Source organism: Corynebacterium sp. MSK004 (genome assembly GCF_030232515.1).
Classification (GTDB): domain Bacteria; phylum Actinomycetota; class Actinomycetes; order Mycobacteriales; family Mycobacteriaceae; genus Corynebacterium; species Corynebacterium hesseae.
This window is the reverse complement of sequence record NZ_JASPKB010000001.1, coordinates 478,586-502,368: the sequence shown is the minus strand read 5'-3', so window position 1 is coordinate 502,368 and position 23,783 is coordinate 478,586. Positions and strand designations below refer to the sequence as shown.

Genomic DNA, 23,783 nt, shown 5'->3' with positions numbered 1-23,783 from the left:
GCGAAAAGAGCTTACTGCTCGGTCACCGCAGGATCTTCTGGCAGGGAATCGGCGAGGCCTTCGGTGTCTGCTTCCGCCTCCGCCTTTTTCGCATCCTGACTATCGGCATCGGCGGCCTTTTCGTTAGCGTCCGATTCCGCATCTGCTGAATACGCAGTCGCTACAGGCGCGGCTGGATCAACGGGAAGGTCGAAGGCGCGTGCGTAGGTAGGCCAGGAGGAGTTGATGTCATCCAGCCAGCCCGGCCAGGAGTGGGTGCCGGTGTTGCGCAGGTTGAAGACCGCGTCGACGCCCTCACGCTCCATCTTTGCCTTCAGGTCATGCGTGCAGGCGTTCATGGCTGCCTCGATGACGCCGCCCTCAACCACGAGGGTGGAGGAGGACTTGAAGGCCTGGGACGAGCCCAAGGCATCAATCTTGGACGAGCCCAAGTCAGTTGCCCCAGCCAAACCGGAGTTGGCGGAAACGTAGACCTTGGAGTTGCCCATGTTGTTCTTCGTGGCGTTGATGAGGCCATCGTTGTAGCGGTTGTAGTCACCGCCCATTGGTCCCCACATCTGCTCGGTGCTTCCGCCACCGCGGTTCACCGTGAGCTGCGAGTAGAAGTTCGGCAGCGGCGTCGAGGTAGCAGCGCAACCGGAGTAGGAGCCGATGGCATCGTAGAAGTTCGGGTTGTGCTGGGCCAGCACCAGCGAGGAGGTTGCGGACATGGACATGCCGGCGATGCCGCGCTTGCCGTTGCCGTTAATGTAATCCTCGAGCGGGCCTGGTAGCTCCTTGGTCAGGAAGGTCTCCCACTTCTGCGGGCCCTTGAGGTAGCTGCGGTCCGGTGTGGTCAGCCAGTCGGTGTAGTAGGAGAAAGCGCCCGCCTGCGGGATGACAACGTTGACGTTGCGGTTGGCGTAATAGTGAACGAGGTCCTGAGTCTTCTCTGTCTTCGGATCAAGATCCTTGGCCACGGTGGAGACAATCCAGTCCATGCCCTGCTCGGCGCCGCCGGCACCGTTGAGCAAGTAGAGGGTAGGGCGGGAAGTATCAAAGGTGCCGTCCGGGGTGATCACTGCGAGGGGAACGTCGCGGCCCATTGCAGGCGCGGTGGCCTTGATGCCCCTCACCTTGTGGCGATAATCCCAGTACTTGAAGACATAGCCCATCCACTTTTTGTCATCCGGGATGTTCTTGATATCGACGTTCTTAAAGGTGACTTTTTTGTCGAAGGAAGCCTCAAACTGCTCGCGGGAAGGCGACGGGTTGCCGGCCTCCTTGGGCAGGTACTCCTCGAGTTCGGCGTAAAGGTCGATATCGGAAATCTGGGACGGCGTAGCCTCACCGCTGATTTGCTCCGGTTTGATGTCGGATGCGCTGGCGATAGGGGAAACGACGGCGCCGAGGGCTAAGGCGGAGGCCGCCGCAAGCGTCGTGAGAGAGCGCGCAATCTTCATGGAATCTCGCTTTCTAGGTGATGAGCGGAAATGTAGGGGCAAGTTTAAAAGATGCTCCGGACAAACCACCCTTGACATGGGCAAAAGCGCTGATAGATGGGTAATCCAGCACCCCCGAAGATAAGGGTAGTCAGATTAAACATACCAAGTTATAAAAGTGAATGGTGGTATTGAAGTGAAAACCGTGTCATAATCTTTCCGCGCCTATTCGTGGGCTATGTAACGCAACGGCCGTCTCCTTCGTTAGTGGAGCTAGGTACCGTGACCGCTTTTGGCGGCGACCGTCCTGCATCGCTGTAGCCTCGCTGGAAGGTGCCGCATGAAGCCGCACACGCCGCTTGAACAACAATAGAAAGAAGAAGAATGAACTTTTTTGACACCATCCTCGTTTCTATCAACCAGGTACTGGGCCAGATTGCTCACTCTGGCTCCTCGACGTCCTCCAAGATCGCCCTGGACTGGGGTCTGTTCTAAATAATCTGTTGAGGGCTGTGCCCTCGTTTCTTTCCCTTAATCCCCGTCTTGGGGGTTAAGGGTTTATTTTTGCCCAAAGGTGTTTACAGCATCCTGACTGCTATGGGCTGTCCAGTGGGTGCAGGGCGGGGGTGGTGGGACAGCGAGCCTAAAGTTACGTATCCTGTAGAACGTGACTAATGAACATTTTGACGTTGTAGTACTCGGCGCGGGCCCCGGCGGCTACGTGTCCGCCATCCGCGCTGCCCAGCTGGGCAAGAAGGTTGCCGTTATTGAGAAGCAGTACTGGGGCGGTGTCTGCCTCAACGTGGGCTGCATCCCGTCCAAGGCTCTTCTTAAGAACGCTGAGGTTGCACACACCTTCAACCATGAGGCAAAGGCCTTTGGTATTTCTGGCGATGTTTCTTTCGACTTCGGCGTTGCGCACAAGCGCTCCCGCAAGGTGTCGGAGGGCATCGTCAAGGGTGTGCACTACCTGATGAAGAAGAACAAGATTACGGAGATCAATGGCTTGGGCTCCTTCAAGGACGCCAAGACCATCGAGATTACCGAGGGCGATGACAAGGGTAAGACCATTACCTTTGATAACTGCATTATCGCCACCGGCTCCGTCGTTCGTTCCCTTCCGGGCGTGGAAATCGGCGGCAACATTGTGTCCTTCGAGGAGCAGATCCTCAACGATGAGGCTCCGGATTCCATGGTGATCGTTGGCGCAGGCGCCATCGGCATGGAGTTTGCTTACGTTCTGGCCAACTATGGCGTGGACGTGACCATCGTGGAGTTCATGGACCGCGTCCTGCCGAACGAGGACAAGGATGTGTCCAAGGCTATCGCCAAGGAATACAAGAAGCTCGGCGTGAAGCTCCTGACCGGCTACAAGACCACCGCTATCAAGGACAACGGTGACAATGTCACCGTTGAGGTCGAGTCCAAGGACGGCTCCAAGACCGATACGCTGACTGTGGATCGCTGCATGGTGTCCATCGGCTTTGCCCCGCGCACCGAGGGATTCGGCCTGGAGAACACCGGTGTCGAGCTCACCGAGCGCGGCGCCATTGCCATCGATGACTACATGCGCACCAACGTTGAGGGCATTTACGCCATCGGCGACGTCACCGCGAAGCTGCAGCTCGCACACGTGGCTGAGGCGCAGGGCGTCGTGGCCGCTGAGGTCATCGCCGGCGCTGAGACCCAGCTGCTGGGTGACTACATGAACATGCCGCGCGCCACCTTCTGCAACCCGCAGGTTGCCTCCTTCGGCTACACCGAGGAGCAGGCTCGTGAGAAGTTTGCCGACCGCGACATCAAGGTCGCTACCTTCCCGTTCTCCGCTAACGGCAAGGCAGCCGGCCTCAATGAGACCGCGGGCTTCGTCAAGCTTATTGCTGATGGCGAATTCGGTGAGCTCATCGGCGGCCACATGGTGGGCTCCAACGTTTCCGAGCTGCTGCCGGAGCTGACCCTGGCGCAGCGCTTCGACCTCACCGCTGAGGAGATCGGACGTAACGTTCACACCCACCCGACCCTGTCTGAGGCTATGAAGGAAGCTGCCGAGGGCATCGGCGGCCACATGATTAACCTCTAAGGCCAAGGCGAGAAGCCAAAACAAGAACACTCCCCCCCTCAATCCCGGCGAAGGGATTGAGGGGGGGGGAGTGTTGGTTTTAGCGCCGTGACGCTACTGGCTCATTAGTACGGTGCAACGGCGGAACGGTGGGCATCGACCACCAGTTCTTCGTTAATCGCCGGGAAAGCACGTTGGGCACAATTCTGGCGAGGGCAAGTGCGGCAGCCGGCGCCAATGGGAGTAGCTGCAGACAGGGCGTCGAGATTGAGGCCTTGGGCATAGACCGTGCGGCTAGCGTGGCGTGCCTCGCAGCCTAGGCCGATAGAGAAGAGCTTATTGGTATCGCCGAACCGGCCCTGGGGGTAGCTCACCGTCCGTGAAATCCAGAGGTAGTTGCGTCCATCCGGCATCTGCGCCAGCTGACGCGAGATGGTGTTGGGGCGGGCGAAGGACTCATACACGTTCCACAGCGGGCACGTTCCACCGGAATTGGAAAAGTGTACGCCCGTGGCCGATTGGCGCTTGGACATGTTGCCGGCGCGGTCAACCCTCACGAAAGTAAAGGGGATTCCGCGCTTGTTTGGGCGCTGCAATGTGGAGAGGCGCGAGGCAATTGTCTCGTAGCCCACGCCAAAGACGTTGCAGAGGTATTCCACGTCATACCCGGATTGCTCGGCCTCGCTATGGATGAGGCTGTAGGGAAGCAGAGTGGCGGCGGCGTAATAGTTGGCAATTCCCCGCTTGGCCAGGTTGATGGAGGCGTCCGAGGTGAAGGGTTCTTCGTCCACGAGGGCGTCGATTAGCGCGCCCGCCTCCAGGAAACCCAGCTCTGCCGCCATGCGAAAGGCGCGCTGGCCCACGCTCAGGCGGCTGGCAAGGCGAAGGGTGCCACTCTCCTTGTCGAAGCGATGCAGGGTGCCGTCCATGCGATCGGTGGTGAGGATCTCTACGCCGTGTTTAGAAGTGAGCCGCTCATTAAGCGCCTGTTCAATGTCGCGGATGTGGAAAGGGATAACGTCGAGCTCCGCGGCAATTCCCTCTGCGTGGATATCCAATTCGTCGAGATAGTTCTGCCGGGCATAAAAGAAGTCCCGCACCTCGTCGTGAGGCATGGACAGTGCCTGGTTCCCGTCCGAGCGGCGGGTATCGGTGGCGAGCGAGAGCTTGTCACGGATATTGCGGTAGCGGCGGTGGATATCCACGAGCGTGCGGGCGACAGTGGGGTGGTTGTAGACCAATTCGGACAATTCCTGAAGCTCCACGGGGGAGGGGCAGATTTCCTGGTCTTGGACGACATCCTGGATTTCCGCAAGCAGACGTGAATCATCATCGCGGGAGAAGAACGTGGCATCCACGCCAAAAGCTTCAGTGATTTTCAGCAAGACCGGGACGGTAAGGGGGCGCACGTCATGCTCAATCTGATTGACGTAGCTAGCTGAAAGCCCCAGCGTAGCGGCGAGAGTAGCTTGGCTGAGATCACGTTCGCGGCGCAGCTGGCGCAGGCGCGAACCCACGTATGTCTTGCTCATGTGAGCTAGGTTACCTAGTGCCTTTCGGTCATAACAATTGTTTTGCAAGGATTGTGTGAAGTATTTTAACTCCGCTGCGAAGTGGGGGTGTTAGTGGGGTGCCGAGCGGGCGATAGGGGTGTATACCAAGCGAAAGTTTGACACCTAAAGGGGTAGGGTCGTCACTCAGGCCACACCCTGTGACAAAAGTCTCATCCGTGAAATGTTTTCGCAAGGTCAATATTGCGTAAAAGGAAGTGATCAAGGTAGAGCGGTCAAAGAGGTGTGGTGTCTAAGGCGATCCTTGCCTTAACTCGTTTAAATACGGGGGCTATAGGAGGGGGAAGGGCTATGTAAAGCGGACATATAACTAGTGGTCAGCGCGAAGGTCTGCGTAAGGTAAGGGCGACAATGGAGGTGTCATGTCTGTAAAAAATCCTGACCGTGAAGCCCTCGCTCACGGCCGTATTACTAATGAAACGATTCGTCCTAAGCCAGGAATTCCGTCCTGGGCTTTGAAACTGACGATGGCAATTACCGGTCTGTTCTTCGCGCTCTTCGTTGTGGGACACATGGCCGGCAACCTTAAGCTTTACCTGCCGGCTCACGACGGCCAGGAAGCCCTCGATGCCTACGGTGCATTCCTGCGCAACATGGGTGATCCGCTGATTCCGAGCGGTCACCTTCTGTGGATCATCCGCATCGTTTTGCTGGCGTGCGTGATCGCTCATATTTACGGCGCTTTTGCCCTGACCGCTCGCTCGAAGGCGTCCCGCGGCAAGTTCAAGCGCACGAACCTGATGGGCGGCATGGATTCCTTTGCCACCAAGAGCATGCTGGTTACCGGCATCGTGCTTCTCCTGTTCATCATCTTCCACCTTCTGGATCTGACGATGGGTGTCCAGCCGATTGCCCCGGAGGCTTTCGCGCACGGTGCCGTTAAGGCCAACATGATCGCAACCTTCTCGCGCTGGCCGGTGACCATCGTCTACATCGTCGCCATGCTCTGCCTCTTCCTGCACCTGACCCACGGTATCCGCCTTGCGGCTTCTGACCTGGGCATCACTGGTGCAAAGTGGCGCGAGGTTTTTGTTGTCCTGGCGTACATCGTCCCGGCCGTCGTGTGCCTGGCAAACATTGTTATGCCGTTGTCCGTCGCCCTGGGCTGGGTCAGCTAAAGGAGTTTTGAACCCATGACTAACGCGAACACTGAACTCAAGCGCGAGCACCCTGACTTCTCGCACCCGCAGTCCATCGTCCCGGGCGTTAAGCCGGGCCGCATCCTGGAGTCCCACGAGCCGCACGGCGTCCCGATGAAGGACATGTGGAGCTACCAGAAGGACCACATGGAGCTCGTCTCCCCGCTGAACCGCCGTAAGTTCGAGATCATCGTTGTCGGTACCGGCCTGTCTGCTGGTTCCGCGGCCGCTGCTCTCGGCGAGCTGGGCTACAAGGTCAAGGTCTTCACCTACCACGATTCACCGCGCCGTGCGCACTCCATTGCTGCACAGGGTGGTGTGAACTCTTCCCGTCACAAGAAGGTGGATAACGACTCCGCTTACCGCCACACCAAGGACACCGTCAAGGGCGGCGACTACCGCTGCCGCGAGTCCGACTGCTGGCGTTTGGCCTATGAGTCCATCCGCGTCATCGACCACATGAACGCCATCGGCGCTCCGTTCGCTCGCGAGTACGGCGGCACCCTGGCTACCCGTTCCTTCGGTGGTGTGCAGGTTTCCCGTACCTACTACACCCGTGGCCAAACAGGCCAGCAGCTGCAGCTGTCCACCACGTCTGCGCTCTACCGCCAGATTGGTCTGGGCAACGTTGAGCTCTTCGCTCACCATGACCTGCAGGACATCATCACCTACAACGACGGCGGCAAGAAGCGCGCTGGCGGCATCGTGACCCGTAACCTCATCACCGGCGAGCTTAAGGCCTTCACCGGCCATGCAGTCATCCTCGGTACCGGCGGTTACGGCAACGTCTACCACATGTCCACGCTGGCCAAGAACTCGAACGCTGGCGCCATGATGCGTGCCTTCGAGAACGGTGCTTACCTGGCTTCCCCGGCATTCATCCAGTTCCACCCGACTGGCCTGCCGGTCAACTCCGAGTGGCAGTCCAAGACCATCCTCATGTCCGAGTCGCTGCGTAACGATGGCCGCATCTGGTCTCCGATCAAGGAGAAGGATGACCGTCCTGCCAATGAGATTCCGGAAGAGGAGCGCGACTACTTCCTGGAGCGCCGCTACCCGGCCTTCGGTAACCTCGTCCCGCGTGACGTGGCTTCCCGCGCCATCTCCCAGCAGATCAACAAGGGTCTGGGCGTTGGTCCGCTGCACAACTCCGTGTACCTGGACTTCCGCGACGCCATCGAGCGCCTGGGCAAGGACAAGATCCGCGAGCGCTACTCCAACCTCATCGAAATGTACGAAGAGGCCATCGGTGAGTCCGCTTATGAGACCCCGATGCGTATCGCTCCGACCTGCCACTTCACCATGGGCGGCCTGTGGACGGACTTCAACGAGATGACCACCATCGACGGCCTCTTCGCCGCCGGTGAGTGCTCCTGGACCTACCACGGTGCGAACCGTCTGGGTGCTAACTCCCTGTTGTCCGCTTCCGTCGACGGCTGGTTCACCCTGCCGTTCACCATCCCGAACTACCTGGCCCACCACCTGGGTGAGGCCAAGCTGGCTGAGGACTCGGCAGAGGCCAACGAGACTGTTGCTCGCGCACAGGCTCGCATCGACCGCCTCATGTCCATCCAGGGGCAGGATCCGCACGGCCCGGCGTACTACCACCGCCAGTTGGGTGACATCCTCTACTGGGGTTGTGGCGTGTCCCGTAACGTCGAGGACCTCAAGGTTGCCATCGAGAAGGTTCGCGCACTGCGCAAGGAATTCTGGGCTAACGTCCGCATTACTGGCGACGCCAATGACATGAACCAGGTTCTCGAGTACGGTCTGCGTGTTGCTGACTACATCGACCTGGGCGAGCTCATGTGCATTGACGCTCTCGACCGCGACGAGTCCTGTGGCGCTCACTTCCGTGATGACCACCTCTCCGAGGACGGCGAGGCCGAGCGTGATGACGAGAACTGGTGCTTCGTCTCCGCATGGGAGCCGGGCGCTGCTGAGGGCGAGTTCATCCGCCACGCCGAGCCGCTGTACTTTGATTCGATCCCGCTGATGACAAGGAACTACAAGTAATGAAACTGACACTTGAGATCTGGCGTCAAGCCGGACCGACGCAAGAAGGCAAGTTCGAAACCGTGCAGGTTGACGACGCCGCCGAGCAGATGTCCATCTTGGAGTTGCTCGACCACGTCAACGACGGCCTCATCGAGGCCGGCAAGGAGCCGTACGCATTCGCTTCCGACTGCCGTGAGGGCATCTGTGGTACCTGTGGCCTTCTGGTCAACGGCCGCCCGCACGGCCCGGGCCAGAACACCCCGGCCTGCCAGCAGCGCCTGTTCCAGTTCAAGGACGGCGACACCATCAAGCTGGAGCCTTTCCGCTCCGCTGCCTACCCGGTAATCAAGGACATGATCGTGGACCGCTCCAAGCTGGACCACGTCATGGAGCAGGGCGGCTACGTATCCATGGATGCGGGTACCGCTCCGGATGCTGACACCCTGCACATCAACCACGAGACCTCCGAGTACGCCCTGGATCACGCTGCCTGCATCGGCTGCGGTGCCTGCGTAGCATCCTGCCCGAACGGCGCTGCTCACCTGTTCACCGGCGCCAAGCTGGTTCACCTCTCCCTCATGCCGCTGGGCAAGGAAGAGCGTGGCCGCCGCGCACGCAACATGGTGGACGATCTGGAGCAGAACTTCGGCCACTGCTCGCTCTACGGCGAGTGCGCTGATGTGTGCCCGGCTGGTGTGCCGCTGACCGCGGTTTCCGCGGTTACCCGCGAACGTGCACGTGCTGCTTTCCGCGGCAAGGACGACTAAGCTATAGTCATTCACAGGATTAACAGGAACGAGAGAAAGTTTCAGCCATGAGCGACCTCAACCCGGCAGTAGCTGATCACCACAGCGAGACCTACCCGGAGTTCTCCGGCAAGATCCAGGACTCCTACATCGAGGGCTACGAGCCCGTATCCTACGGTGCACCGCACTCTTCGTTGCTGCGCACCTCCACCTGGGTGGGCATGGGCCTGATTCTCTCGCTCCTGCCGGCAGCCGGCATCCTCATTTGGGGCCTCGGTACGTGGCTCTACCCGGAGGGCACCGCTGGTGCTGACTACCAAATCAACATCATCGTCGGCGCTATCGCGCTCGTCGTTGTTGCCATCCTGGCAGTCAGCTCCGTCCACTTCGGCCGCCGCTACTACCGCCAGTACCGCAAGGAAACCGGCCGCATCAACTAGGCACCTCCTAGGACGTTGAACGCCTAAGTTTCTGTACTGACACTACAACCCCCACCTCCAAGCAAACACATGGGAGACCATGTGAGGAGGTGGGGGTTGTTGGCGTGTGGGTGCTGGGCGGGAGGAGAGGGGGAGCGGGCGCTTGGCGACGCCCCCTAGCGGCGGTATCGAGACCAGATTAGGTGCTCTGCCGAGTGCGGCCTTAGTGCCATGCCCCCATGGCTCTAAGAGAACATTCCCTCACCGATGAAGCCGATTTCACTTACACCGGGCGGAATGAGGTAGGTGCCGGTTTTGGTGGTCTTGAGGTACTCAAGAAGCATCTCGTCGCGCGACATGGACTGGTGCACGGTGGCGAACCGGTCCACGGTGCGGGTGAACGCCATGAAGAACAGGCCAGCGTCAAGGCGACCTTGTTCGTTGGAACCATCGACGAAGTTGAATGCACGGCGCAGCATACGGATGCCACCGTTTTGATCAGGGTGCACGTTGAATACGTGGGAACCGTGGTCGATGACGGGACGGCCTCGCTCGTTGGTGGCGGCGAAATCTGGTTCGTCGAATTCGTTGGTGCCCGTCAGTGGAGCACCCTCGAATTTATCACGGCCGGTGACACGCTCCTGCTCCTTGAGCTGCAGGGTATCCCACACCTCGATGTTCATGGCGATGCGTCGGGCCGTAAGGTAGCTTCCCCCAGCTGCCCAGGGTTGGGAAGAACTCGCTGGAATCCACACGTGCTCATCCAACGCATCAGCATCTTCGGCACGGATGTTTGCGGTGCCGTCTTTCTGCCCGAAGAGGTTGCGTGGGGTGCTTTCTTCACGAGTGGTCACGGCGGCTTTGCCGAAACCGATCTGGGACCAGCGCAGCGCAGCATCGGGTACAGCTAAGCGAGTCAGGTTGCGTATAGCGTGAGTAGCTACCTGTGGGTCGTTAGCGCATGCTTGGATGCAGATGTCGCCGTCGGACTGCTCACGGTTGAGGAAGTCGTTGGTCATCGGCGGCATTGCGGTGAACTCGGTTGGCAGTTTGTCAGCCAGGCCGAACTGGTCGCGGAACAAGCTGCGACCGAAGCCGATGGTGATGGTCAGGGCGGAGGGGCCTAGGTCGAAGGCTTCACCGGAATCGTCGGGCGGGAAGTCCGCACCACCGCCGAACGCACCCTTAGCACTGACTTCGCCGCCGAGCGTCAACCGTCGAGCAGCATCGGTCCAACGCTGCAGGAGATCAACGAGGTCATCGCGGGAGGCCTTCTCGTCCATGTCGAAAGCTGCGAAGTGGAGGCTGTTTTGCATCGGGGTGATAATCCCGGCTTGGTGTTCGCCGGCGAAGTCAATGATCAGCTCGTCATTCGTAGCACCGTCGATGTCGCCAGATGTCCCACGGGATTCTTCCTGCGAGCAGGCGGCAGCGGCGGCCCCGACGGCGCTGACACCGCCAAGCGCCAAGAAGGTGCGTCGGTTGAACCCGCTCATTTTAGGATTCCGCCCCCGAATCCGCTTCAGCATCAGCCTCAGTATCAATGTTGAGGCCCAGTACGGTGCCGGTCAGGTTGGACAGCGGCTCGCGCAGCGCGTCGATGGCGCGGGTGAGTTTTGCTTGCTGGCCGGCGTCGACTTCGTCGTAGTCGACGTAGCCGGTTTCCAGGCTGCCGTATTCGTCGAGGAGGGACTGGATGGCGTCGAAACGCTGCTCGATCTCGCTGACCAACTTCGAGCCTTCGTCGCCGCGCTCTGCGGCGATGCCTTTGACCATGTCAAAGGCGATGCGCGAGCCTTGGATGTTGGCTTGGAAGTCATAGAGGTCCTTGTGCGACCACCAGTTTTCCTCACCGGTGACCTTGGTGGTGGCTACCTCTTCGAGCAGGCCCATCGCACCGTTAGAGACGGTGTCGACGGTGATGTCGTTCTCTGCGGCGAAGTTATTGGCCTGCACGGTGTCGTTGAGGGCTTCGACGTCGGCGACGAGTGCGTCGGCGATCTCACGGCGCTTCTGCGGCGAGGACGGCTCCCATCCCTCGCGGGCGGGTGCGCCGTCGGCGTTCTTGGCGTCGGCAGCCGGCGGCCACAGGTCCTTTTCCATGCGGTGGAATCCGAGCCACTCGGTGAAGGTCGGGTCATCTTCCTTGAGCTGGTCTGCTTCGGCGATGTAGTCCACTTCGCGGTAGTCGATGCGCGGGTCGAGGACGCCGAGGGCCTCAGCGATCGGTTCAATGCGCTCGTAGTGCACGCGGGTGGCGGCGTAGAGGTCCTTGGCCTTGCCGTCGTTCCCTGCGGCGTATGCTGTGGCGAATTCCTCGACCTTTGGCAGCAGTTCTGCGACCTCGTTCTTGACAAAGGCGACGTAGTTGTCGCGGGCTTCGTTGAAGCGCTTCTCGTCGGATTCGTCGTACTTGATCGCTTCGCCGGTCACTGTGAACTCGGCTTGGCCAATGTTCGGTCCGCGCAGGCCTGGTTTGCAGGCGGTGAAGTAGGAGCCAGGCTCGAGCTGGACGGTGAGGTCCGCGGTGCTGCCGGGGGTGATGTTCTCGCGTTCGGCGATGACGCGCAGGCCGTCTTCGGCTAGGAGGTAGAATTCGGTGACGCGCTCACCGGAGTTGGTGATGGAAAAGGTGTTGGTGCCGGATTCCGCTGAGTTTGTGGCGACCGTGCAGGAGTCTTCTTTGGCTTGGACGTCGATGGCATCGCTGGTGCTGTTTTCCACGCACGCAGTCAGCGGGAGGGTGAGTGCGAGTGCGGCAACGATAGCGGGAGAGCGCTTCATGATGAGACCTTTCGTGGGTTTTCGTTGTGTGTGGAGGAAGTTTTGTTGCTTGGCTTACCGGCGACACCACGCCGCCCACCGCGCACATGCCCCACAAAGATTGGAACAATGACAGCGAGGTATACGCCCCAACCAATGACTTGCAGCCAGGACATTTGTGGCATAAACCCGGTGAACGCTTGGAGCAGTGTGGCGGTGATTCCGGCAGGGTCGATGAACTCGTCGAGGTTGAACGCCCAGCCGAACGGGAATGACGCCATCCAGAACGGGTACGTGGCAAAACCGGTCAGGACCTCGCCGGTGCGCGGGTGCGTGGGGGCAATCGGTGCGCCGGAGAACGGCCCGGGGAGGAACTGCGCCTCCTGGAGATCGTGGATGGCGTAGGCGAGGATGCCTGCCGCAACGACGATGAGCAAAGCACTCGACCAGGTGAAGAAGGTGCCGAGATCCAGGCGGAGAGCGCCCCGGTAGATCAGCCAGCCCATTATGATGGCAACGCCAATGCCGACGAACGCGCCAATGACCGCACTAGGGGTGGTCATCCAACCCCACAGCAGGAGGGTCAGTTCGATGCCTTCGCGGGCAACGGCGACGAACGCGAGCCAGAACATGGCTTGCGTGCCTTTGGTCAGCGCAACGCCCGTTTTGTCCTCGAGCATGGTGCGCAGTTTCCCGCCCTTGTTGCTTAAGGAGAGGACCATGCCAGTGATCATGGCCACCGCGATCAGTGACATGATGCCGCCGATCGCTTCCTGGGCGCGGAAGGACAATCCGTAGCGGCCGAAGGTGAATAGTGCGCCGAGTGCCGTGCAGATTGCTGCTGCCATGACCACGCCGACCCACACAGTGCGGGCTGCGGTGTTCAGGTGACCCTCGTCGGTGGCAGTGCTGCTCCGGCGCTGGATGGCGGCGAATAACATGCCGACGATAAGGGATGCTTCCAGGCCCTCACGGAGGCCGACCAGGAAAGCTGCAATGAACATTTTTAGAACTTTCTCGTGTGTAACCTGGCTCGTCGAAGGGTAGCGATAGATAAAGGTAAGGCTACCCTTGAATAGCCGAGCCTAACCTTAGTCTTGGTGTGATGAGAAAGTAAATTCCTTTCCTCACCCGTACGGTGAATCGAAGGTGAGGAAACTCAGTTCAGGGATCATGGCTGCGGGGTGCAGTCCGCACAATAATCGGCATGAGGCCATGTAGAAGCGGGGGCACGTGGCATTGAAAACTGGAATCTATCGAGCGCACCTCTGAGTAGGCGTTCTACAGACACCCTGAATTCGTGCGGGGACAAATCAGTGTGCGGGCGTCTGTGGAGTATGTAGCGCGAAGTTAGACCGGATTGCTTTGTGCTGTTGGCGCAGCGTGTGCTGTTTCTGCAATTGTCCAAAAACGGTAGATATCGATGACTAGATTTGAGACATGGATTCTGGTTTCTACGCTTATGCAATGGAATAGCCATCCGGCTATTCCACCGCCGCAAACGTCCAAAAAGCCACTAGCCATCCCGTCCAAAAACATCCTGGACTCCGTGTCCAAAAAGTCGCTAGACATCACATGGGAGTACTGGAAGTGGGTCCTACAGCGGTGTCACAACCGGACGCAAGTGGGGGCGGCTGGAGATCTACGGCGGGAAACTCGTCGAGAACATCGTCCAAGCAGTCGCTCGTGACCTCCTCGTCCACGCCATGGCACTCGTCGCTCAGGCTGGGCACAAGATTGTCCCACGTCCACGACGAAATCGTCATCGACGAGCCCGAGGACTCCGGCTTCACCATCGCCGATGCTTGCCAGCTCACGACGACCCCGACTCCCACCCGACTGGACAGCAGGACTGCCACTCGACGCAGACGGGTACGAATGGGGGACTACTACCGCAAAGATTAGACGCGCCAGAGAGGCAACTCGCGCCAGTTGTCAGGTGCTCCTGTGCGAGAAAACGGCACGATGAGATTGTGCGGGTAGGTGTGGAACAGCTTCGGTAGCCGGTCGGCTGGAGACAAGTCCAGTTGGCGCTGCAAGTATTGGATAAGGGAGAGCTGTCCGAACACGCGATTCATTCCTTCAGCTACCGGAGCCAGCCTGACGTCATTGTTCAGTTTCGGTTTGATGTCGTAAACACGATTGAACATCCTTGCATGATGAGCTGCGTAATTACGCAGAATATTCAAGGATTTCAGCCATGATTCAAGCTGAGGGCCAGTTAGGCTGCAGGGCTCGGCAATCCGTTTGCGCACGATATTGGGCGACATGCCGTACAGGTACGACAGCATCCCCCAATCCATGATTTCGACAGCCGCCCAGATGGGTAGAGTCCCGTCATATTTGGATTTGTGGTGGGCGACGAAGTCCTCCTTCGACGCTTTCAATGCCGACTGGTACTTTCTCAGCCACACCTCGTGCACGCTACGCCCGTCTTTGTTTCGCTGCCGTGCCCGGGCGCTCAAACGCTGGGGATCCAAATAGATCAGCGGGTCAAGGCGACCCAGTTCGTGACCGAGCTTGGTTCGAATAGCCAACTCCACGCGATCAAGCTCGATGAACACGCTGTGGCGCAATTGTTCGTCAAACCCATAGAGAGCTACCACCAGATCAAACGATGCTCCCTCAACGAATTCATCTCGGGCAGTGCCGTCGCCTTGGGAGAAACGGCGCATCGGGTACCAGTATCCGGACAAGCGGTAGTAGTTCAATTGAGCCAGCAGCGTCTCAGCATGCTGGGGATCATTCACTCGCATTCCACGCTGACGAAGCAATTCGACCTGTTCACCGTAGGTCTTGAACTGCTTCACCTGCTCCACGCGCACCCCTGTTTGACACAAAAACGAAGACCGGCCCTGGACTCCCACCGAGGCGGGCAGCGGAACCGGTCATGTTGATTACAAGGCTACTTGGTTGATGACGCCGAAGCAAGAGCACGGGGCACGGGGCCATCGGTTCGTTCACACACCAGTGTGCCCTCTGACCCGTCCGGATTTGTCGGTGCTCGGGGGCGTATGGGGCGAGAGCCTTCCTCACACCGTGTCCGGTTTCGGTGCCTGCCGTGCCTGACAGGTGAGAGCCTGGCGTATCCCGCGCCCGCGATTGTCTACCCGGCTCTCGGAAAAGGAGTCGGTCATGGCTACCGCGCTACATGTGTTAACCAACCACGAGTTCGGTACGATCCGAACCATTACCTCGGGCGGGCAGGTCCTGTTCTACGGCAAGGACGTGGCAACCACCCTCGGCTACGCCAACACGAAAGATGCCCTGGTGCGTCACTGCAAGGGGGCGTGAATCACGGAACCACAAACGGGCTCTCGGCAGGCTGGCGTTCATAAAGCTAGGAGTCGATCTTAGCGTTGGTGGCTATCGAATGTGTCCGGTACGCCCACTAATGTTGATTAATGGATTCACTATTCCCCATCATTACGCAGACCCAAGGAGAACCAACCCATGACGCACCGCGCGGACGCAAGGCTTGAGCCGGCTCAGGAAACGTCGGCGGCGCAGACGTCGTTTGTGCCGCAGCCAGGAAATCAGGAGACGCGCCGGGCGGACTTGCGCCGCTGGAAGGCGATTGCGCTGTCCTTCCTGATTGGTGCGGCGGTGATCTTTCTGGGGTGCTCGTGGTGGCAGGCGTCGGCAAGCGGGGCTCCCGTCTGGGTGGGCTACGTGCGCGCGGCAGCGGAGGCAGGAATGGTCGGTGGATTGGCGGACTGGTTTGCAGTCACCGCACTGTTCCGCCGGCCCATGGGGTTGCCCATCCCGCACACAGCACTCATCCCCAACAACAAGGACCGCGTGGGTGATGCGCTCAAGGACTTTGTAGAAGAGAACTTCCTCACCGCGGATGCACTCAGCGCCAAGGTGCGGGAGGCGGAGCTACCGCTGTGGCTGGCGCGCCAGGGCGTGGAGCCTGGGCGGGCGGAGGAGGTCTCCGCGTGGATTGGTGAGCGCGCCGCCAGCGTGGTCGCGGACCTAGACCCGGCGGAGGCAGAGCAATTCATCCGCACCCAGGTCATGGACCGTCTGGCAGAACCCGAGTGGGGCCCGCCGCTGGGCCGTCTGTTGGAGGGCTATATCGCGGAAGGCAAGGCGCGGCCGTTGGAAGATGACCTCATTGACTGGGCGCACGGAAAGATCCTCGGCATGGAATCCACGGTGGTCACCGCCATCGATGAGCGCATGCCCGGCTGGGCGCCGCGCTTTGCCCGCGAGATGGTGGGGGAGAAGGTCTACGCCGAGCTCGTGGAGTTCGCCGATGAGGTCCGCCGCAACGGCAACCACGAGGCCCGCCTGGCCATTCGCCGCAACCTGTCCAAGCTGGCCTCGGACCTGCAGTGGGATGAAGATATGCGCGGGCGCATCGAGGGAATCAAGCAGGAAATGCTGGCTTCCGATCAGGCGCAGAAGGCCCCGGCGGCAATGTGGGCGACGGTCTCCTCCACGCTCATTGAACAGCTCACCGACCCGGAGTCCTTCCTGCGCCAGAAGATGACCGCCAAGGTGAAAGAATTGGCGCACCGCCTGCTGGAAGATTCGGAGTTCCTGGCCCAGGCCAATGCGTTCGTGGACAAGGCCGCGCGCTACGCGGTGGAGAAGTTCGCACCGGAGATCATCGCGATTATCCCGGAGACCATTAAGCGCTGGGATGCCCAGGAGGCCTCCGAGAACATCGAGCTCATGGTGGGCAAGGACCTGCAGTTCATTCGCCTCAACGGCACGGTCGTGGGTGCACTGGCTGGGTTGGTTATCTACACTGTTAATCATCTGCTTTTTGGCGTCTAACAAGGAGTGACGACCATGTCCGTATTTGACTCAATCAAGAATGCCGGTTCCTCTGCTTTTGATGTGGCCAAGGATTTTGGTGGCCGTTTCAAGGAAGAGCGCCAGAACCAGGCCCAGAACGCGCAGGCGGAACGCATTGCCCGCGCCGCTGATGCGGCGGGCATGGGTGATGGCACCGCGAAGGAAGAGTCCTTCTTTGACCGCGTGACCTCCACAGCCAAGAACATCGGGGAGTCTGTGTCTTCCGCTGCACGCGAGACCCGCAATTCGGAGTCCTTCGTGAAGGCTCGTGAGGATTTCAACACCGCCTTCAATGAGACCCGTGAGGGAGTTCAGGGCGCTATCAACAACGCCAAGGAGCAGCGCGCGGCGGGCCAGCAGCCGCAGGAGCCGCAGAGCCCGCGCAACCCTTATGCAGCAAAGCCGAACGACGATGTCATCGACGGCGAAGTCGTTGACGAGAACTAATTAATGCACACTTTTCTAAACATTATTTCGTCGATACCGCAGTACATTTTTATGGCGGTATCCCTTTTTGCCCTCATCGGTGCCGTCCTAGCGGCGATGACGCGGGAAGATGCCTTCCGCGCCGGTGACCGCCAAAACAAATGGGTATGGGTCGGGCTACTCGTCGGTTCCGCCCTGGTGATGAACCTGCCGCTGTATTTTGTCAGCTGGATTGGCGCCATCATCACCGGCGTGTACTGGTTTGATGTGCGCCCGCAGCTCAAGGCCATCATCAACGGCGATTATTCCTACTAATGCTGAACCTACTTGAGGCCTCCCTGGAGGAGGTGCGGACCCAATCCGCGGGGCAGCAGCGAGTGCTTGTCTCCCCGCACCACGTGCTTGCAGCCGAGGGCGCCGAGCACGTCATTGCCGTCGCCGGCTATCCCACTGGGCGCCACCACTCTTTGGTGAAGGCGGCGGAGGCGCGGCTGGCCGTGCAATCAGGTGCCGCAGAGGTGTGGGTTGCGGTGGATGCACTGCTTGGCGACGCCACCTCGCTCCTCTCCGAGCTCGTCACCCTCCGCGAGGCCTGCCCGCTGCCCGTGCGTTTAGGGCTCATTCTTCCCGAAGACTCGCGCTTGCCGCTGACAGAAATAGCCCGCCTGGCGGAGCAGGCGGGCTATCAATCCCTTGTTGATCCGGGGTCCGTCGTTTCAGACTACGAAGACCTAGACACGCAGCTCACCGTAGAGAGCCTGCGCCCTAATTCTTAAGCCTTAGTTGGCCGGTGCCGATTCCGGTGCTGGTGCCGTGGCGGAATCGAGCTCGCTCATCGGGACGTCGTGGCCAATGAGGGTCAGCGTGAGCTCGCCAGCGCCGACGTCCACGGATTCAAAGGTGAGCTTTTGCCCCGCGAGCTGTTCCTCCATGCCTTCGGCCAAGGCATTCGAAATCGCGGAGGTTGCCTGCTCCGGCAGGTCGAAGCCGAAGAGCGATGCTTCCTTCGCATCGATGGCGAGCTTGCCGTCGCGAGCTTCCGGCTTGAGCGAGAGCGTGGCCAAGCCGCCGGCGAATTCCACCTCGAGGTCATCCTCGGCATCGTTGGCGGTAATTGCGGTCACCACGAGGTTGCCCAAGGCATCATAGCCGGACTGCTCAGCAATGGCCTTCTGGAAGCTGGCAAGCAGGAACTGATCCGGGACCGTCGTCGAGGCCCGCAGGGTGCCCGCGACCGGCTCCTGGGACAGCGTCATGTCTTCGACGTGGACATCAGCGGCCGGTTGGCCAGCGATGTTGGTGCCATCAATCTTCAGCGTGGACGGGGTCTTCATATCCATCTGCGGAATCTTGCCGTTGAGCATGCCAAAGATCATGGGGCTAGCACCGAAGCTCACCTCCGGTTCCTCAGATGTCTCCACGCCCTGTTCCTTGGCGGACTCGGTGAATTGGCTCTTCATCTGTGAACCTAAGAACCAGCGCAGGCCGAGCTCAGCTACCAGGATGATGAGCAGGAGTACCACGAGTACGCCAATGAAGATTTTCCAGGCCGTCGAGGCGGAAGATTTAGAAGAAGCCATGACTACTAGTGTGGCGCACCGGCTTAAAGATGGCCAACTACCAGGTTCCAATCCACTGTGAGCACGTTATCCCGCAGGCGGCGGTGTACCGGATGGATGGGAACTGTGTGCCGGAGTTCTTCGCGCGCCATGCGCCAGCGCACTCGCGGGCCATAAGGAGACCAGCCGGCGGCGCGGTCCCAGGCGGCGTCGGCCGCCTGCAAGAGCTCGTGGATCGGCTCACCCGGCACGTTGCGGTGGATGAGGATTTTGGGCAGGCGCTCCGCGATATCGCTGGGGCGCGCAACGTCGAAGGGATCCCAGGCGAGGGTTAGGGTGCGTGGGCCGGAGGCGTCGAGAAGCACCCAGGCCGCCCTGCGCCCCAGCTCGTCGCAGGTTCCCTCCACGAAGAACCCACCGGGGGCCAAGCGCGAGTTCACGGTGTTCCAGGCTTTCTCCACCTGGTCCACGTCATACTGGCGCAGCACGTTGAAGGCCCGCACCAGCTGTGGGCGGTAGCCTGCTAGCTCGAAGCCGCCGAGCTCAAAGGTCACGCCATCGCGCGGCGGCAGCACGCGCTCGGGGGAAATCTCCAAACCCGTCACCCGGGTATGAGGATTAACGCTGCGCAGCCAGCCGGCCCACTCCACCGTGGTGGTGTGGGAGGCGCCGTAGCCGACGTCGAGAGCCAGCGGTTCCTTAGTGGAACGCAGCAGCGAGGAGATTTCCGGGTGCGCCACCATCCAGCGATCGCAGCGGCGCAGGCGGTTGGGATTAGTGGTGCCGCGGGTAACAACGCCAAAAGGCCGACCAGCGCTTTCCTGAGCCTTCAGGTTATGCGCGTGATCGGCCATGGCAACAACTGCGTTGTAGAGAGCTGTTTAGAGGTTGTTGGAGATCCACTCTTCGGTGAGCTTGCCCTCGTTGGTGTAGAGCTCCTGCAGAGCCTCAGCGACCTTCGGTTCGATGGCAGCGCCCATCATCGGGATGTTGACGGAAACCTCAGAGACGTAATCCAGAGCGGTGGACTCGCCCTGGCCCTTGTAGGTGATGTCGCCCTTGAAGTCGACCGGGGTGCCCTTGACGTCAGCGGTGAAGGAGACGGACATCTGATCATCGACAACCTCGCCGATGGTCACGGTGCGCTTTTCCTTGAGGTCCTGGGAGACCATAGCGCGGACGGCCTCCGGGAGGAGGGAGGTCGGAAGAATCTCGTAGAGCACGGCGGTGTTGCCGGTGAACTCGTGCACGGTGCCCGGTTCCGGGGAGAGCTTGGCCACGATGAAGTCCCAGTACTCCTGGGTGGACAGTGCCTTGTGCACCTTATCGATGGGCTGGTTGATGATCACGGTGTTTTCGCTACGGGTTGACATGAGTTACAGACTACCTTGGTAGACGTGCTAGATAAATTCCTGACCCTCGCTGATATTGACGGAGTCACGCTTGATTCCGAGACCACCTTCGCCGATCTCACGACGCTGCGCATCGGCGGTGCCCCGCTGGTGACGGTGCGCTGCGCCAGCGCTGAGGCCGCCATCGCTGCGCTGGCAGCGCTTGACGACGCCTCCCAGGACTACCTCGTCGTCGGCGGCGGCTCCAACCTCGTGGTGGCGGAAGGTCAGCTGGATGTCGTGGTGGTCATCCTCGACTTCGAGGACATCGACGTCTCCGTGGCCAGCGGCCTCGTGCGCGCTGATGCGGGCGCGGTGTGGGATGACGTCGTGGCTTTGTCCGTGGACTGCGGCCTGGGCGGCATCGAGTGCCTTTCCGGGATTCCGGGCAATGCGGGTGCCGTGCCGGTGCAGAATGTCGGCGCCTATGGCGCGGAGACCTCCGACGTCCTCACGCAGGTTTATCTCTACGAGCGCGCTACCCAGACCGCGACGTGGGTGCCGGCCGCGGACCTGGAGTTGGCCTATCGCTACTCCAACCTGAAGTTCACCGGGCGCGGCGTGGTGCTGGCTATTGAGCTGCAGCTGACTACCGACGGCCTGTCGAGGCCCCTGCGCTTTGGCCAGCTCACCCAGAACCCTGGTGAGCGCCGCCCCGTGGCCGACGTCCGCGAGGACGTATTGAAGCTGCGCCGCGGCAAGGGCATGGTGCTTGACCCAGAAGACCACGACACATGGTCGGCCGGTTCCTTCTTCACCAACCCCATCGTCGAGCCCGAGCTTGCCGATTCCATCCAGGAAGCAGTCCGCGCCACCCGCGGCGACGAGGATGCTTACCGCATGCCGCGACACGTGGTGCCGGCAAGCGGCACCACGTCGGGGAAGATGGAAAAACTCTCCGCCGCGTGGCTCATCGAGCGCGCCGGCTTTGCCAAGGGCTACCCAGGTGAAGAGTCAGGCGCGAAGGCAACCTTGTCCACCAAGCACACCCTGGCGCTGACCAACCGCGGTGAGGCCACCGCCGACGATATCGTTGCGCTGGCCCGCGACATCCGCGCCGGGGTACAGAAGGCCTTCGGCGTGACGTTGGAGCCGGAGCCCATCTGGCTAGGGGTAGAAATATAAGTGCGAAATATTTAAAATAGCGTTGAATTACTAGTTCGCCGCAGGCAGTCACTAGCTGCCTAGAAAGGACCTCGCATGTACATCCCCAAAGACGTACTCTTTGCCATCCTCCTCTTTGCTTCGAGCCTTCTCTGCGTGGCGGCGATCCTATTGATCCCTGGACTGTTCGCGGAGTTCAGCGCAGCACGTTGCACCTTGATGGCGAGTGTTTTGGGGCTTGGCGTCGCCGGGCTGTTCGTCGCCCGCACCCAGATCCGACGCCTCGAGTCCTAGGACGGGTGGGCCGCCGCCCCCGATGTCATGGCCATTTAGGCCATGACGTTGAGCCACTCTTCCTTGGCCGCGAGGAAGTTGCGTGCGGCCTCCTGCGCGCCTTCGAGTGAGTGGTGGGCGCCCCAGCCGCACTGCACCTCGTTGGCGGCGGGAACCTCAGTGGCATTGAGGATGTCATTGAGCGCGCCCTCGACAGCGCGGAGCAGCTCATCCTGCTCCATGCCGTTGGTGATGGCGTAGAAGCCGGTGCGGCAGCCCATCGGGGCAAAACCAATGAGCTTGTCGGTGTAGTTGCGCATGAAGTTGGCCATCATGTGCTCGACCGAGTGCAGTGCTTCGGTACCGAGGTGCTCTTTGTTGGGCTGGCAGAAGCGCAGGTCATACTTGATAATCTCGACCCCGCCGCCCAGGTCGGTGCGGTCGGCGACGCGGATATAGGGGGCGGCGACAAGCCGGTGATCGAGCTCGAAGGACTTTACGTTGATCTTGGTCTCGGTGTTCTTCTCAGTCATGCCTCCCCAGTGTAACCACGGCTCTGGCTGTGGCCCGAGTGTCCTTCCCCTGAATGCGCGCTGTGCCGCATACGCTGGTCAGATATGAGCGAAGAGGAGATTGACGGCAACGCTATGTCGGCCGAGGAGCCGGAGACAATCGTGCCGTTTAAAGGCCCGACCGTCCTGGAGGTCCAGGGCCACGATGAAGAACACAACCCCCTCGCCAAAGGCAACCGTCTGCGCAAGGCAAGCTGGGGGCTGGTCATCCGCCGTACGTGGAATGACTTCTTCCACGATGCCTTCATGGACCGCGCCGCCGGGATGACCTACTTCACGCTCATGGCTTTTGCACCAACGGTACTGGCCGCCTACTCCATTGTCACGCTCATCTTCTCCTCCCGCCAAGCGGAAGTGGAGCAACTGACCTCTGAGCTCGTCGAACAGTACGTCCCAGGTTCGCTTTCTGAGCAAGCACATACGGTCGTCGGGACGATTATTGGCTCCAGCGCGCAGGGCACGTTGGCCTTGATCATCTCCCTGGCCATTTCGCTGTTTTCTGCCTCGGCGTATGTGCGGGCCTTCTCACGCACAGCCAATACCGTGTACGGCCGGGTGGAAGGTCGCGGCATCATCCGGACCTGGTCGCTGATGTGGGGGCTGACAGCAGTCATCGTGGTGGGCGCGGTCATCGTGCTTTTTGCCAACTTACTGCGTGATGCAGTTCTTAATGAGGGGCTGATTCCGCTTGCTCGCAACGTAGGACTAGAAGATGCCGCCACGTACCTGGTGCGAATCTTTCTCCCGGTGTGGAACTGGCTGCGCTTCCCAGTCACCGTGGTTGTGGTTCTCACGCTTATCGCGGTGCTCTATCACTTCAGCCCCAACGTGCGGCCGGGGCGTTTTAGGTGGATTACCTACGGTTCCATCGTGGCGCTCGTGGGCACGGTTGTGTCCTGGGGTTTGGTGGGTCTCTACCTGAAGTACCTTGCTGCGGCCAGCGCCTATGGTGCGCTGAGTACCGTCATGGCGGTCTTCGTGGCAATGTGGCTGATGAACACTGTGCTCATCGTCGGCATCAAGATAGATGCCGAGGTGCTGCGCGCTAAGGAGCTGCAGCTGGGATTGCACTCCGAGCGTTTCATCCAAGCTCCGCCGCGCGCCGAGAATTCATCCCAAGCCCAGGCCCGCGCCCAGGAGAGCTTGGAGCAGAGGGCACGTGAGATTTCAGATAATGCGCGGCAGGTGCAGGACGAGCAGGCGGAGGAATCAGAGGAAGAACGCGCCTAGATGCCAAAACCTTGCCCCCGCGTTGCATGGATCGGCGATAAGTTTGGCAGATAGGGCAGTTGTGAAGCCGGGCGGTTACTGCACAGACTCTTCTGGAACCCGGCGTTGGCCCGCGGCCTTTTCTTGCCTGCGCTTGTCAATCAGTGCTGAGATAAGGAATCCAAACCCCATTACCGTTGTGGCCCTGGTTGACCACTCGTAGTCAGCGGAGAGCCACCCGATAAGGGAAATGACGCTGAGTGAGCCGACAGCTGTCATGAGGAATTTTTCAATATCCATGCTTCGTCCTCTGGTTCGTGGAAG

At 60.2% G+C, this 23,783-nt stretch carries 25 protein-coding genes; 14 read left to right on the top strand and 11 right to left on the bottom strand.

The annotated features are described in order from the left end of the window. Positions 1-11 precede the first annotated feature (11 nt). On the bottom strand, positions 12-1,442 hold the full coding sequence (locus tag QP999_RS02380) for an alpha/beta hydrolase-fold protein (RefSeq protein WP_284847578.1): 1,431 nt from the start codon (positions 1,440-1,442) through the stop codon (positions 12-14). Between the two features lie 646 nt (positions 1,443-2,088). Between QP999_RS02380 and lpdA the strand changes: the two genes are divergently transcribed. Beyond that, positions 2,089-3,501 carry a dihydrolipoyl dehydrogenase gene (gene lpdA, locus QP999_RS02375; RefSeq protein ID WP_143334408.1) on the top strand — a complete coding sequence of 471 codons (1,413 nt, stop codon included), beginning with the start codon at positions 2,089-2,091 and terminating at the stop codon, positions 3,499-3,501. 104 nt (positions 3,502-3,605) lie between these two features. On the opposite strand, the gene ramB is transcribed toward lpdA, so the two are convergent. Beyond that, complete coding sequence (gene ramB / locus QP999_RS02370; protein WP_284847577.1) at positions 3,606-5,012, bottom strand: acetate metabolism transcriptional regulator RamB; 1,407 nt, start codon at positions 5,010-5,012, stop codon at positions 3,606-3,608. Positions 5,013-5,413: 401 nt separating this feature from the next. On the opposite strand from ramB, the gene QP999_RS02365 reads away from it, so the two are divergent. Genes QP999_RS02365 through QP999_RS02350 form a run of 4 tightly spaced genes read left to right on the top strand, consistent with a single transcriptional unit; the run spans position 5,414 to position 9,374 of the window. Next, positions 5,414-6,169 (top strand): succinate dehydrogenase cytochrome b subunit, encoded by a 756-nt coding sequence (locus QP999_RS02365; RefSeq protein WP_284847576.1) that lies wholly within the window; start codon positions 5,414-5,416, stop codon positions 6,167-6,169. A 15-nt stretch (positions 6,170-6,184) separates the two neighbouring features. Continuing rightward, the gene (locus tag QP999_RS02360; RefSeq protein ID WP_284847575.1) at positions 6,185-8,206 is read left to right on the top strand and encodes a fumarate reductase/succinate dehydrogenase flavoprotein subunit; all 2,022 of its coding nucleotides are present in this window, start codon (positions 6,185-6,187) and stop codon (positions 8,204-8,206) included. Next, the gene (locus QP999_RS02355; RefSeq protein ID WP_070521216.1) at positions 8,206-8,955 is read left to right on the top strand and encodes a succinate dehydrogenase/fumarate reductase iron-sulfur subunit; all 750 of its coding nucleotides are present in this window, start codon (positions 8,206-8,208) and stop codon (positions 8,953-8,955) included. Before QP999_RS02360 ends, QP999_RS02355 begins: the two co-directional genes overlap by 1 nt. A 47-nt stretch (positions 8,956-9,002) precedes the next feature. Beyond that, on the top strand, positions 9,003-9,374 hold the full coding sequence (locus QP999_RS02350; protein WP_070596615.1) for a hypothetical protein: 372 nt from the start codon (positions 9,003-9,005) through the stop codon (positions 9,372-9,374). 224 nt (positions 9,375-9,598) lie between these two features. Here the strand turns inward: QP999_RS02350 and efeB are convergent, their stop codons facing one another. Genes efeB through QP999_RS02335 form a run of 3 tightly spaced genes read right to left on the bottom strand, consistent with a single transcriptional unit; the run spans position 9,599 to position 13,120 of the window. Continuing rightward, entirely contained in the window at positions 9,599-10,849 is a 1,251-nt protein-coding gene (efeB, locus tag QP999_RS02345) for an iron uptake transporter deferrochelatase/peroxidase subunit (RefSeq protein ID WP_101735759.1), read from the bottom strand. Between the two features lies 1 nt (position 10,850). Beyond that, positions 10,851-12,137: an iron uptake system protein EfeO gene (gene efeO, locus QP999_RS02340; RefSeq protein WP_284847574.1), complete on the bottom strand. Its 1,287-nt coding sequence runs from the start codon at positions 12,135-12,137 to the stop codon at positions 10,851-10,853. Continuing rightward, positions 12,134-13,120 carry an FTR1 family iron permease gene (locus tag QP999_RS02335; protein WP_101735761.1) on the bottom strand — a complete coding sequence of 329 codons (987 nt, stop codon included), beginning with the start codon at positions 13,118-13,120 and terminating at the stop codon, positions 12,134-12,136. Before QP999_RS02335 ends, efeO begins: the two co-directional genes overlap by 4 nt. A 682-nt stretch (positions 13,121-13,802) precedes the next feature. Here QP999_RS02335 and QP999_RS02330 point away from each other — a divergent pair. Beyond that, a complete protein-coding gene (locus tag QP999_RS02330; RefSeq protein ID WP_230307835.1) occupies positions 13,803-14,021 on the top strand; it encodes a hypothetical protein in 219 nt (72 codons plus the stop codon). Here the strand turns inward: QP999_RS02330 and QP999_RS02325 are convergent. Further along, positions 14,018-14,935 (bottom strand): Abi family protein, encoded by a 918-nt coding sequence (locus tag QP999_RS02325; protein WP_284847573.1) that lies wholly within the window; start codon positions 14,933-14,935, stop codon positions 14,018-14,020. The genes QP999_RS02330 and QP999_RS02325 overlap by 4 nt on opposite strands. A gap of 316 nt (positions 14,936-15,251) precedes the next feature. On the opposite strand from QP999_RS02325, the gene QP999_RS02320 reads away from it, so the two are divergent. The 5 genes from QP999_RS02320 (at position 15,252) to QP999_RS02300 (ending at position 18,127) form a co-directional block, all read left to right on the top strand. Continuing rightward, complete coding sequence (locus QP999_RS02320; RefSeq protein ID WP_284847572.1) at positions 15,252-15,410, top strand: BRO family protein; 159 nt, start codon at positions 15,252-15,254, stop codon at positions 15,408-15,410. A gap of 159 nt (positions 15,411-15,569) precedes the next feature. After that, positions 15,570-16,904 carry a DUF445 domain-containing protein gene (locus tag QP999_RS02315; RefSeq protein WP_284847571.1) on the top strand — a complete coding sequence of 445 codons (1,335 nt, stop codon included), beginning with the start codon at positions 15,570-15,572 and terminating at the stop codon, positions 16,902-16,904. Between the two features lie 15 nt (positions 16,905-16,919). Next, positions 16,920-17,372 (top strand): CGLAU_01105 family protein, encoded by a 453-nt coding sequence (locus tag QP999_RS02310; RefSeq protein WP_070521169.1) that lies wholly within the window; start codon positions 16,920-16,922, stop codon positions 17,370-17,372. A gap of 3 nt (positions 17,373-17,375) precedes the next feature. Beyond that, complete coding sequence (locus tag QP999_RS02305; RefSeq protein ID WP_070561538.1) at positions 17,376-17,666, top strand: DUF2516 family protein; 291 nt, start codon at positions 17,376-17,378, stop codon at positions 17,664-17,666. Further along, complete coding sequence (locus QP999_RS02300; protein ID WP_284847570.1) at positions 17,666-18,127, top strand: deoxyribose-phosphate aldolase; 462 nt, start codon at positions 17,666-17,668, stop codon at positions 18,125-18,127. The genes QP999_RS02305 and QP999_RS02300 overlap by 1 nt, the downstream gene beginning before the upstream one ends. A 3-nt stretch (positions 18,128-18,130) precedes the next feature. On the opposite strand, the gene QP999_RS02295 is transcribed toward QP999_RS02300, so the two are convergent. Genes QP999_RS02295 through QP999_RS02285 form a run of 3 tightly spaced genes read right to left on the bottom strand, consistent with a single transcriptional unit; the run spans position 18,131 to position 20,283 of the window. Further along, positions 18,131-18,931, bottom strand: coding sequence for an LmeA family phospholipid-binding protein (locus QP999_RS02295; protein WP_070521159.1), 801 nt, complete (start codon positions 18,929-18,931; stop codon positions 18,131-18,133). 23 nt (positions 18,932-18,954) lie between these two features. Next, the gene (locus tag QP999_RS02290; RefSeq protein ID WP_284847569.1) at positions 18,955-19,764 is read right to left on the bottom strand and encodes a class I SAM-dependent methyltransferase; all 810 of its coding nucleotides are present in this window, start codon (positions 19,762-19,764) and stop codon (positions 18,955-18,957) included. A 27-nt stretch (positions 19,765-19,791) separates the two neighbouring features. Continuing rightward, positions 19,792-20,283: a DUF2505 domain-containing protein gene (locus QP999_RS02285; RefSeq protein ID WP_070521152.1), complete on the bottom strand. Its 492-nt coding sequence runs from the start codon at positions 20,281-20,283 to the stop codon at positions 19,792-19,794. Positions 20,284-20,307: 24 nt separating this feature from the next. Between QP999_RS02285 and QP999_RS02280 the strand changes: the two genes are divergently transcribed. After that, a complete protein-coding gene (locus QP999_RS02280; protein WP_070563618.1) occupies positions 20,308-21,426 on the top strand; it encodes a UDP-N-acetylmuramate dehydrogenase in 1,119 nt (372 codons plus the stop codon). Between the two features lie 75 nt (positions 21,427-21,501). Continuing rightward, on the top strand, positions 21,502-21,699 hold the full coding sequence (locus QP999_RS02275; protein ID WP_070533977.1) for a hypothetical protein: 198 nt from the start codon (positions 21,502-21,504) through the stop codon (positions 21,697-21,699). A 35-nt stretch (positions 21,700-21,734) separates the two neighbouring features. On the opposite strand, the gene QP999_RS02270 is transcribed toward QP999_RS02275, so the two are convergent. Further along, on the bottom strand, positions 21,735-22,211 hold the full coding sequence (locus tag QP999_RS02270) for an S-ribosylhomocysteine lyase (RefSeq protein ID WP_070563621.1): 477 nt from the start codon (positions 22,209-22,211) through the stop codon (positions 21,735-21,737). Positions 22,212-22,295: 84 nt separating this feature from the next. Between QP999_RS02270 and QP999_RS02265 the strand changes: the two genes are divergently transcribed. Next, positions 22,296-23,480 (top strand): YihY/virulence factor BrkB family protein, encoded by a 1,185-nt coding sequence (locus QP999_RS02265; protein WP_227486026.1) that lies wholly within the window; start codon positions 22,296-22,298, stop codon positions 23,478-23,480. A 75-nt stretch (positions 23,481-23,555) separates the two neighbouring features. On the opposite strand, the gene QP999_RS02260 is transcribed toward QP999_RS02265, so the two are convergent. Beyond that, on the bottom strand, positions 23,556-23,759 hold the full coding sequence (locus QP999_RS02260) for a hypothetical protein (RefSeq protein WP_070533974.1): 204 nt from the start codon (positions 23,757-23,759) through the stop codon (positions 23,556-23,558). Positions 23,760-23,783: the final 24 nt, after the last annotated feature.